General features: G+C 34.9%; 6 protein-coding genes. All 6 read right to left on the bottom strand.

The window, feature by feature from the left end; genetic code table 11:
• Positions 1–16: 16 nt before the first annotated feature.
• The gene (locus ACNRYB_RS07890) at positions 17–2,140 is read right to left on the bottom strand and encodes an energy transducer TonB (protein WP_473729721.1); all 2,124 of its coding nucleotides are present in this window, start codon (positions 2,138–2,140) and stop codon (positions 17–19) included.
• A 19-nt stretch (positions 2,141–2,159) separates the two neighbouring features.
• Positions 2,160–2,903 (bottom strand): deoxyribose-phosphate aldolase, encoded by a 744-nt coding sequence (gene deoC, locus ACNRYB_RS07885; RefSeq protein ID WP_473729720.1) that lies wholly within the window; start codon positions 2,901–2,903, stop codon positions 2,160–2,162.
• A 114-nt stretch (positions 2,904–3,017) separates the two neighbouring features.
• Positions 3,018–3,401, bottom strand: a complete 384-nt coding sequence (locus ACNRYB_RS07880; protein ID WP_129748713.1) for a VanZ family protein — start codon at positions 3,399–3,401, stop codon at positions 3,018–3,020.
• Complete coding sequence (gcvH, locus tag ACNRYB_RS07875; protein WP_129748712.1) at positions 3,394–3,774, bottom strand: glycine cleavage system protein GcvH; 381 nt, start codon at positions 3,772–3,774, stop codon at positions 3,394–3,396. Before gcvH ends, ACNRYB_RS07880 begins: the two co-directional genes overlap by 8 nt.
• An 86-nt stretch (positions 3,775–3,860) precedes the next feature.
• Positions 3,861–11,090: a T9SS outer membrane translocon Sov/SprA gene (sov, locus tag ACNRYB_RS07870; protein WP_473729719.1), complete on the bottom strand. Its 7,230-nt coding sequence runs from the start codon at positions 11,088–11,090 to the stop codon at positions 3,861–3,863.
• A gap of 25 nt (positions 11,091–11,115) precedes the next feature.
• Positions 11,116–11,697, bottom strand: coding sequence for a Holliday junction branch migration protein RuvA (ruvA, locus tag ACNRYB_RS07865; RefSeq protein WP_111364852.1), 582 nt, complete (start codon positions 11,695–11,697; stop codon positions 11,116–11,118).
• Positions 11,698–11,762: the final 65 nt, after the last annotated feature.

Genomic DNA, 11,762 nt, shown 5'->3' with positions numbered 1-11,762 from the left:
AATCTTATTAAAAAGACTAGTAATCAAAATACCAGTTAAAAATATCTGAACGTAAACCAATACTAAACCAAGTCGTACTTTGTTTAAAAGTTGTTGCTGTTTCTTGAGTCGGATCAAAATTTCTGTAGATTAAACTTCCAAACAGTTTCAAATTTGTCATTGGATTAATTAAATAACCTCCTTGAACATCGGCAATAAAAACATTTGTTTTATTTCCCTGTCCAATTTTCACACCTGTATCGTACGGACGTTTTACATCATAGCTTTTATAAATATTTCCACCATAGTTATAAGAGTCTTGTGCAGTATCAAAATCTAAACCTCTGGTTCCTACTGTCAGCTTAGCGTCTGCAAGCCAGCGTCCTTTATGATATCTTGCAATTGCAATAAGTTCTTTAAAATTCCCGCCCCATTGGTGCCCAACGCTCTGATTGTTGTGTCCGTAATTTGTAATAACAGCACTGTGAGAGTAAACATAAGGACGCACACGATTATACTCAACCTGCACTAACAAATCTTTTACATTAAATGCATTAAAGTATTTTGCTCCAAACTGAAATCCAAATTTGTTTTTCCAGCTTTGATTCCCTGCTCCAACATCAGAAACAGAAAACTCGTCAATCAAAAATTGCGAATACAGATTTATACTGTTATTCCATTTGTATTTACCTGTTATTCCTAAAAGCGCATTTCCACTTTTAGATGAAGAACCAAATTCTACTGCTCGGTAAAAAATAATCGGATTAACAAAATTAGCATCAAAACCTCTGTTATTGGTATTTGTCCAAACTACAGATTCAAAAAAACCTAAGTTTACTCTATTCGAAACATTCCAGCTCAAATAGTGATTGGCCATGAATTTTGTCGCGTAAGTTTTTTCAGCCGTTACTTCAGGACGAACATCTTTCATCCACATATACGTATTGGTATATTTAATTTTCCAGAATTTGGTATTCAGTTTAAAATATGGGTACGGACTTGCTCCATCGCTTTCTAACAAAGAACGATAACCATCCCCAATAAAATTTCTTCCGTAACCTAATTGAAAATCAAATATTTTTCCTGGTGCGAAAGTAATATTCGCTTCCGCTAAAGGAAAATCGTAAGCATCTGTCTTGAATCTTTTTGCAATTCCAACTCCAGGAATGATCGCTGGATTTCCTCCTGATGGTTTAATAGACTCAGCATAATCATTAAAGTATCCTGCAAATCTTCCTTGACTTTCAAAAAATGTAGTGGTAAAGTTTATCTGTTTTCCAAGACCTCCTCTAAAATTAAGAGCTCTGGTGTTTACGTAAGTGTAAGAAGCATCCAGATCTGAAGCTTTACCCATTTGTAAATCAACAATCGGGTTTAAAGCAAACCAGTAATCTTCTCCCTGGATCTGCACTAGGTTTTCATTCCACCACTTTCTTCCTAGCCAAGTTGAAGCTTTTTTCTGCAACGATTCATTCACCGCTCTCAAATTATAATACTTTGAAACCTCAGCATACGTATACGGCTTAGAAGCTGTATGGCTATTGCTTCCGACTTGATTCATTTCTGCATCAAACTGAGCATAATAACTATGCGAAAAAGGGATATTTAAATGACTATCGAATTCTGGATTTCGGTATTTTTTATACACGATACTATCCAACTCCGTCATTGGTTTTGCTGTCTGCTTTTCTATTTCTGCTGCTGCCTGAGCTTCTGCCGCAAGTTGCGCAGAACTTTTTAGCGGTATATCAATAGAAATCGTGTATTTAGAATACGTTGGTTTTCCGTTGTAAGTTGAAGGTTTTATTTTTGGAAATATCCCGAAAACTCTTTTGGCTTCTTTAGACAATTCTTCTGTTTCAGCAGAAACATAAATCACTTTAAATTCTCCTTCAGCATTTACTTCAAAAAGTAATTTTACTGCCCCTTTGTAATTGCTCTGTTTTAATTTTTCTGGCACTTGAAAATTGCTAAAAACAAAATCTTGAACTTCTTTATAAAAACAGGTTTCTAATTTTTTACTATCTAAATTTTCGCAGTTTGGAAAAACTGGAAACATTTCTGCTGTAAAACCAGGCTGAACCGAAGAATTACCATTTTGTTGAGAAAAAACAATAGAGAATGAAAAAATTAAGACAAGGGACAAAAAAAACTTATTCACTTAAAATTTGGGTATTTATTTAATATTGATTTGGGGATATTTCTCCGTTTGCAATTGCTTTTGCTGCTGAAGTTCCGATACGTTTTACTCCTAAACGAATCATCTCAGCTGCTTCTTCAAATGAACGGACTCCGCCGGCTGCTTTTATGGAAAGCGGCGAAGCATTTTCAAGCATCATAATTATGGTTGGGACTGTTGCTCCGTTCGGAACACCATCATCTGTTTTGTAAAAACCAGTAGACGATTTTACAAAAACAGATTCAAAATCATCTTCTTTAAAATTAGATACTACAACATGTTTTATTAAGGCAGATAGCTGAATAATTTCTTTATCTGTTAAGGCAGCAACTTCAATAATCCATTTTACTGTTTTATCATTTGCCAGTCCAATTTGTGTTCCGATCAGGATTTCTTTTTTTACTAAATCGAGATCGCCATTTTTGAATGCTTCATAGTTGCAGACAAAGTCTAGATCGTCAGCTCCGTTGGCTATGGCTTCATTTGCTTCTTTAATCTTATCTTCCAAACTTGACTTCCCTTCCGGAAAATCAATCACTGTTCCGACTAATAGGACAGAATTGGCTTCTGCTATCATTTGTTTGGCCAAAGCTACATATTCTGGGCGAATCATAATTAGTTTGAAACCTTCTTGAATTGCTTCGGCAATTGCATTTTTGACTACAATAGTATTTTCTGCTTCCGAAAGACCAGCTTGCGATGCAGTTTTTAAATACGTTGAGTCCAAATATTGCTTTACATTCATTTTGATAGAAGTTGCAGGAAACCAGCACAAAAGTACATTTTATATTGAAAAAACATAGCTTTTAAACGCTTGATTTTCTTGTAATAAAAAACCCACCGAAGTGGGTTTCTAAAATTATATTTTATCGATTTGCTTTTTAAATCCTATTGCTGAGAAAACTGCCACAACTGCTCCAAGCGCATTTGCCAGAACGTCTGTAACATCTGAAGCTCTTGTTAGCGTAAGGGCACTTTGAAGAATTTCGATTGTAATTCCAAAAAAAACAGAAAATATAAACGAAATCAAATAAGCTTTATAATCATCCGCATCTTTTCCTTTTAATTCTTTCTTGAAAAATAAAATCCAAGAAATGGTGAATCCAAAATGAAAACAGAAATGTACAATTTTATCAATACTTGGAAAATTAACCGCTGGTATATTACTAGAATCTGTCAAGCAAAAATAAGTAATGATTCCAGAGCAGATAATTGCCCAAATTAATAAGAGTTGTTTAGGCACCGATTAAATTTTTATAAGCTTCATCAGACAATAAAGAATCGATTTCTGATGCATCAGCAATTTTTATTTTAATCATCCATCCAGCTCCGTAAGGATCTGAGTTTACTGTTTCAGGAGCACTTTCTAAATCATCATTAAACGCAATGATTTCTCCTGATAATGGTAAAAATAAATCAGAAACTGTTTTTACAGCTTCAACAGTTCCAAAAACCTCATCTTTTGAAAGTGTCTGATCTAAAGTTTCTACTTCAACATACACGATATCTCCTAACTCTTTTTGTGCAAAATGAGTAATTCCCACTGTTGCAACATCACCTTCGATGCTAACCCATTCGTGATCTTTTGTGTACTTTAAATTTGCTGGTATGCTCATAATAGTTGTGTTTGAAAATTGATTGTTTAAAATTTAAGCCACAAATGTAATAATCTTCTAATAAAATTTAGTTTAGAAACTCAAATTTAATTTCCGAAATTATAACGAAGTGTGAAACCTGATCTGATATTCGTTAAAGGGAAAGAAGTCGAAATAACTGCTTTCGAGAACGAATGGTCATAATAGAATATTGCTGTTAAGTTTTTACTGAAAGCATAATCTGCTGTCAATTTTAACGTCCAGATATTCTGTCCTGCTGCCAGCTGATTATTATCGTAATCTAAATAGCGAACCAGAGTTTCGTTATTTCTATATGAAAAATCGGCTTTTATGTTGATATCACTTTTAATAATTCCAGTTGGATTATCTGCCAATCTTGATGAAATAATTACGTCTTTAAAACGATATCCTACTCCTACAACGTACTCTACTCCTCTAACTTCTGTCAATAAATTATTGTCGAAACTCATAGACAAAGCACGGTCTTTTTTAACCTCTGTCAATAAACGGAATGAATTCTTCAGCTCAAAATCAACTCTAAGAAGTGGACTAAACTGTTCCACTAAGTTGACATTAGACATAATCGTTTTATTAAAGAAGTTCGTATTTACATCCTGTCCTGCCGGATTTTCGAAATAATCAAAATTAGATCTAAACTGACTGATCGTATACGATGCTCTATAATTATGTTGCAAAGAAAAACGTCTAAAATGATCTTTAAAATACTTATAACGCATTAAACCATTATATTTCACACTCCAGTTCGGGATAGGAAAACTCCTAAAAATGCCTGTTGAGCTCTTTGAAGCATCTGCACCCGTATAAGCTGCCATAAATGAAGGAAGTAAAACCGCTTGATTGCTTTTTGAGAAACCAATAGGATATCCTTCATTCGCCACATATATTTTATAATTAGGATCTGTTTCTGCTGGAATAGGGTTATTTATATCCCCATATCTAGGAATTTCTCCACCTCCATAATGTTGCTCTGCCAAACGATTTGCGATAACTAAACGATTGCTTCTAAAATCGTCAAATGCAGACGATTCAGTTTCTGTACTTGTTGAAAAAGCCGTTTTAATTAACACGGTCGAAATAGAAAACATTCCGTACGTATATGGAGACAAGGGCACATATTCATTTGTTGCAGGATCCACACTATATTGTTCTGATGAATTTTCAGAATAAGCACGATCCATAGCCAAATCAATCTTTAAATCTGGCAGCAAATCTACGTTTGCCGTTACTTTCAATAGTTTGTTGCTTACTTGAGTAAAGTTTTGGTTAAAATTCTGATAGCTTGTCAGCCATCCGTTTTTAGCCGCTTCAAAACGCACATCATCTTGGCTACCAAACACAAATCCTAACGAAGGTTTAGATGTACCAAAGAAACCTACACCAGGAATATAACCCGGTAAAACTGTTCCGCTATTTTTAGTATAGTTAATCTGAACGTTTTTAATACTCGTCAAAACTCCAATCAAACCATCATAAAAAGGACTGCTGCTTGTAACTGGTTTAGTCGTATTTACAATTTTCTCTCCTGGTTTTGGCGGTGCTGCAGGTTTTGCTTTCGCAGGTTTTGAACCTGGTGTAAGACCCAAATATTTATACAGCGTATTCATATTCAATGTCGTCGAAAACGTATTTGAATTGGCATTTTGAACCGTATTTCCTAAATCCCACAGCGTTTTCGTTCCATCTGGATTTTCTTCTTGATACTGAGACATTGCCGTTGATGATCTCTGCCAGTTATAATCGGCCGTATATGAATAAGTCGCTTTTACAAAACTAAATATTGGAATTTTATTGATTGGAATATCATAATTCAGAACCAATTGCTGCAAATGCTGATTGGGTATACCAATATCAAAATAATCATCCCAGATATTAAAATCTTCTTTTGGCGTATTATCGTCGTTCAAAAAGTTTCTAACAATATTGTTTGATGCTGCCGTATAGTTCAATTTTAAAGATTTTGTCAAATTAAATCCGAAACCATATTGGTAATTGAATGCAAAATTTCTTCTGTAAAGCGGATCAAGTCCGATACCTTGAACATCTTCAACTTGTCTATATTGCTGGCGGTTGCTTTGCCTTAAAATGTTAGTATTAAACGAAACATTCGAAGGAAGATAATTAAAGTTAAAGTCGCTTAGCATTTTCCAATAATCGCTCTTTTTCATGAATTGGGTTTGCTTAAACGGAACTACTTCTTTTGGCTGGAAAGTATAAGCATAATTTACGGCTGTATTAGACTGTTCATCATTATAATTCTCCACTTCATAATCGTGCCTTTCTACCTGATTGTATGATTGAGAAAAAGTAAAGTTTTCTACATCATAAACATGAGGTTTCTTCTCTGGCGCTCTATCTTTTCTTACTCCAATAAAATTGATGCTTCTACGCTTAGTATAATCAACTGCACGCGTTCTTATATTTTCTTTTTCTGCTGGATCTGTAGTCTCTTTAATCAATTGATCTAACTTGATATCCTGATTAAACGGATCGTATTCTGGCGTAATAACCTCTTCTCCGATAGCATAATTGAACGGAAGATTAATACCCCATTTTGGAGGCAGCAACTTTCCTAAATTTATGTTCGTTACAATGTTATACTGCTGAATATCTTCACGATCTCTCTCGTTGGCACCTTGTTCAAGAGAACCAAAACCAATAGTGCTCTTTTTACCAGAAGCAGACAATGTCATTAAATCGGCCATATTGGTATCTACATTCAGTAATGCAGCCATACCACCCTTGTTTTCCAAATCAGACATACGAAGTTCGTTAAACCAAACTTCTCCCATAATATCTTTATGGTTTGCCGCACTTTTTACTCCGACCATTAGATTTCGAACTAAACCAAAATTCGGATTTCCTTTAATACCTAAAGTTAATTTACTGTCTTGGTCACCTCCTTCGACATCTGGATCTCGGTCTGGATAATAGATACCATTTATATCTCTTTTTGGAGAATTGATATCGATATTCATTCCTAAAATCTTCATTCTTGTCAATAAAGAAAGAGCCAAATCAATATTGTTTTCTTCAAGCCAAACCTGATCTGGACTGATAGTACAAGATCCGCCTGTTCTTGTTACTTTTAACGGAATCTCTACTTGATAAAAGTTTTGCGTAAAATCATTACCGAAACGAATAAATCCGATCATCTCATCATCCAAAAGCTGATTTTCATTTGGAAGCGATTCCGCATGAAGGAACATTTTCAATTTTTTGTACTGACGCATATCGACACTTACATTTTTGAAAACTGCTCGAGAATCTTGATATTCTAATCCTGAACCTCCAATTCTAACTGCTAAAGACTGTTCATTTTGGTTAATGATTGTATTATTATTGTACAATTGCTCTCTTTGAACTCCTGGCGGAATAACATAGTTCACTGGACATTTTGTACCATTTTCTTGAATATTAACTGCTGCGACATCAAATTGAGTTCCATCATCATCAGGATTTGTATCATTTGCATCTAGTGTTCCTGTATATTTTCTCCATTCTCCTCTAACTAAATCTAAAGCTCCGAAACGAACCGTCATTTGATCATTAAACCCAGTCATAAACATACGCATGAAACGGATTGATCTAAAGTCTGTAATATTTCCGATAGTGTTTTGAGGTTTAGAAACTGGAATTTTAAATTGAATCCATCTTGCATTGGTTGAACCTCCATTCGGAAGTTCTACGTTCTGAACTTCTCTAATATCTGTGATATAATTTTCTCCAACCTGCATGCCTGGTCTCACATCAATACTATATTCATAATATGCATTGATTGTACTCATGGTATTGTCACGATTGATATCTTCAACGTCTGGAAGAGTTGTAGAACCACGGTTTGGATCATCAACGCTTACAGCTGAGTTTCCTTCTGTTCCGTTGTATTTTTTATAACGCTGTAAAACGTCTCCTTCTGTATTTAAAAAGTACGTATAATTATCTGCTGCAGGATCCGACTCTCCTGCATAGTTGTTATAAACCGATCCTTCTTTTGCATCTGGCAAACCATCTAAACCGACATCCTGATTCTTACGATTATCCGGATTGGTATCAAATGCATAAATCAAGGATTGAGATGCAGGAACGTCTCCCCAAATTGGTCGTGGGTTTACCATAACCTGATCTGGACCTAAACCATTTTCGTATTGTTTTCTTCCGTCTTTTAAAACGTCTTCCGAAACTTCACCTAAATTGAAATAAATTTTTCCGCTGTTAGTACCTTGAGCCTGTCCATTACCAACATAAGGATCCAATACCCAAAATTGAATATATTCGACATTACCCTGCTCAAAGTTAGTAGAGTTCAGTGCGCGCATAATACCTCCAAAATTTGTTGCAGGATTACTCGAAGCAAAATTAGGGTTATTATTATATGGCCCTCTATCTGATGGATAATACGTCAAATCTAAAGTATTTACCACTTGAATCTGCCCTTGCGCAATATCTGTATTTGGGTAGAGCTCTTTACTATATATTCTTCTTGTTGTATTTAATGATAAATCATCATTTGAGATTCCAGATGGTTTTGAAGTATAGAAAATCGGGTCAATCGTATACCAAGACAATTTCGCACGTTTGTAACCGTACTCTAGCGTATTTGAATTAGCGTTAAAAGTATTATCGTTGGCCGAATTAATAAATGGCGTCGAAGCCAAACTCCATGCATAAGCAGATCTCATATCGATTGTGGTCTGAGTACCTTCAAAGTCATCGATATAAATAGTAGCTTCACCTTCAAAATCACTTGCTTTTGGAGCATCTGGTTTCAAAAATGCCACTTCCCCACGAATCGAAAGATTAGAAGGAACATCAGTATCTATATTTGGCAGTTTATTAGCTAATCTTGTTAAAAACGGGACTTCTGTAGAGTAATTTCCGTTAAATCCAAAAATAGTGTTATTTACAGATTCTTGTCCATAGCTTGACTTTTGAGTAAAAGGACGTTCCGTCATTTTTAAGAAAGTACCACCAACAACAAACTTTTCAGAAATTTTATGTTCAATGTTGAATCCCATGAATCGTCTTGTCTGCTGTCCAAAGATCGAATTGTTTTCTAATGAAACTTCGATCGGGGTATTAGAAGCTTGAAGCGAAGGGTCTAATATCTGCACTCTTCCTAATTGATAATCTACACTATAATCTATACCTTCTACCAACACTCGTCCTGCAGCCGTTACAACCACAGATCCTTGCGGAACGTTGAAGGCACCAATTGGAATACCGTTACTACCTGAAGATTTATATTTTCCTCTTAATAAAAATTTGTTTTTATCGCTATCCTGCAAAGCACCCGCTTGAGTATTTCTATACATGTTTCTAAACACATATTTCTTCTGATTCGGGTTATAAGTAGATGGATCATTATAGCTTTCTCCAGAATTAGTATTTAATTTTCTAAATAAAAGCTCTCCAAAAGGCTCTTTTGTGGTGAAGATAATTCGCGCATTCTGCACATCAACAGTTACTCCCGGAACATAATCAAAGAATCCATCTCCTCCTTTTTGTGGATCATTGTTATAATTTAACTGATCTAAGTTAAATACATTTAACAGTGGTGTCTTTGTAATATAATAATTGTTTGGATCAGGATTTACAGGATCATCATCCGGAAAAAGAGTTCCTTGAACCGGTGTAATATAATTTATTGGCGAAGGATCTGTATAAAGAATATTAAGCCTGAAATCTTCTTGTTTGATTTGGTAGGCTTGCGGAATTTGATACACGTTTTTCATCATCAAGTTCCAAACTGGATTCTGAACATTTGTTAAACTGCTTTTCAGCATTTTCAACACCAAACTCTGCGTTACAATTGCCTGATTTCCGTTATTGTTTCCTGTAACTACGGTTCCATCCACACCATCACTACCAAATTCACCAACTTGGTACACTTTTCCTCCAACTGTATATTCAAATGCAACTGCCAAAATTTCGTCATTGGCCAAACGCTGCTGTAATGAGATATAACCTAACTGCGGGTTAAAAGTATATTCGTTTGTAGTTAATTTTCTAGCATTTTCTAGAACAGAATAATCTGTACCTTCATTTGTATTAGCATTATTAAATCCAGATTTTGCGGTTACAATTTCTCTAATATTAGAATTTAAATAGCTCCCTGGTTTTCCAATTGATGCTGGATCGTATTTATTGTTGGTATTATCTGTTGGAGAGTCAATAGGGTTATTAAAGAAACCATTCGAATCTGTAATCACAACCACTTCGTTATCTGGCACGCCAGAAACCTGACCTTCTCCTAAATCTTGAAGTGCAATAATATTTCTTAAGTTATTGCTTTGTGTTGTGACTCTGTTCTGCTTATTGGTTACCCAAACTTCGATTCTTGTAACTTGAACACGGCTGTCTATTAATGGATAATTTTTTAATGAAGCATCATACTTATTTCTAAAGTATTGCGATAAGAAGAAATGTCGGTCATTATCGTAATCTAAAGCAAATAAATCAAAGTTTTGGACAGTTCCTCCACCTTCTGCGACTATACTTTTGGTTTGTGACTTTTGTTCTGAAAAAACTCCCGTAATGGTTGTCTTACCAAATTGCAGCTGTGCTTTGACCCCAAATAAACTTTGCGCACCTCGAATAAGTGTGCTATTTAAAGGCATGCTAACATTACCCACCTCAACTTTCTGAACAATATCGTCTTCTGAAGGCGTATAAGCCAGTTTAAACAAATTCTGAAAAGCAAAGGTTGATTGTGTATCGTAGTTGGCATTTACTTCAAGACGAGTTCCTATTTTTCCCATTAAACTCATACTGATCCTTTGGTCAAAATCAAAAGTGAGGGAAGATCTGTTTCTTGGAGAAAATGAAGGATTATCTTGTTTAGTATACCGTAAACCCAAATCCATTTCTACTGATCCTGTGGGCTTTACATCTATAGTATTACTTCCAAAGATACTTTCGAACAAACTCGAATTAATGTAATATCTTGGCAATAAATCTTTTTTGGCAGCTTCGGCACCAGCTTTTTTGCCATCAATGGCATCCGATTTTTTTCTAAAATAATTTCGTCTCGATTCTTTTAGAACTAAATCTTCGTATTCTTTTGGAGTTAAAATTAAAGGGTAATTGATAGAGAAACCATCTACCGAAGTAGTGTAAATATAACGATCTGTAATAGGATCATACCTATATGCAGAAAGTACACTTGGAGGGTCCTCTATATCTATCTTTCCTACTGAAAACTGAGTTTTAGTTGTATCTTGAGTTACCGGTGTAACCTGTGCGCGCAAAACATTACCGCAGAGTAATACCAGCAACAAAATACAAATTTTACGCATAGAATTCTTTTATATAAAATGAAATTTATAAGCTTTTTAAAGCCTTTTTGATAATTGTTTCAGCAGTAGCTTCAGGATCTTCTTTTACAATTCTGTCTACCACTTTTTCAGAAGCTTTTCGCACAAAACCTAGAACTTCTAGAGCAGATAACGCTTCATCTCGGTTTCTATTGTTTTGAACAGCAAAAACTTCATCAATATTATACAATTTAACAACTTTTTCCTTTAAATCCAGTATAACTCTTTGTGCTGTTTTGTTTCCAATCCCTTTTATCGACTGGATTATGCCTACATCTCCAGATGCAATGGCATTTATAATTTGCTTTGGTTCTATTGACGAAAGCATTGTTCTTGCGATTCCGGCTCCAATTCCTGAAACAGAAATGAGCATTCTAAAAATTTCACGTTCCGATTTTTCGACAAAACCGTATAAAGTATGCGCATCTTCTTTAATTTGAAGATGCGTATACAATTTTATATTTTCAGAATTTGGAATTAAGGAGAAGGTATGCAGCGATATATTCACCTGATAACCAACTCCTCCACAATCAATTACAACCTCTGTAGGATTCTTTTCTACTAATCTCCCCTGCAACTGTGCTATCATAAATATAGTTTATTAGTATCAAATATAACAAAAATGCCATAAAACTACGACAAATTTGTTCAATC

It is taken from the genome of Flavobacterium sp. CR10 (assembly GCF_055814415.1).
Note: the sequence above shows the minus strand (reverse complement) of the source record. Positions and strands in the feature narration are given on the sequence as shown.

Coding starts and splice junctions, on each gene's coding strand:
- deoC (WP_473729720.1), bottom strand. CDS start 2,903: ATGAATGTAAAGCAATATTTGGACTCAACGTATTTAAAAACTGCATCG.
- gcvH (WP_129748712.1), bottom strand. CDS start 3,774: ATGAGCATACCAGCAAATTTAAAGTACACAAAAGATCACGAATGGGTT.
- sov (WP_473729719.1), bottom strand. CDS start 11,090: ATGCGTAAAATTTGTATTTTGTTGCTGGTATTACTCTGCGGTAATGTT.
- ruvA (WP_111364852.1), bottom strand. CDS start 11,697: ATGATAGCACAGTTGCAGGGGAGATTAGTAGAAAAGAATCCTACAGAG.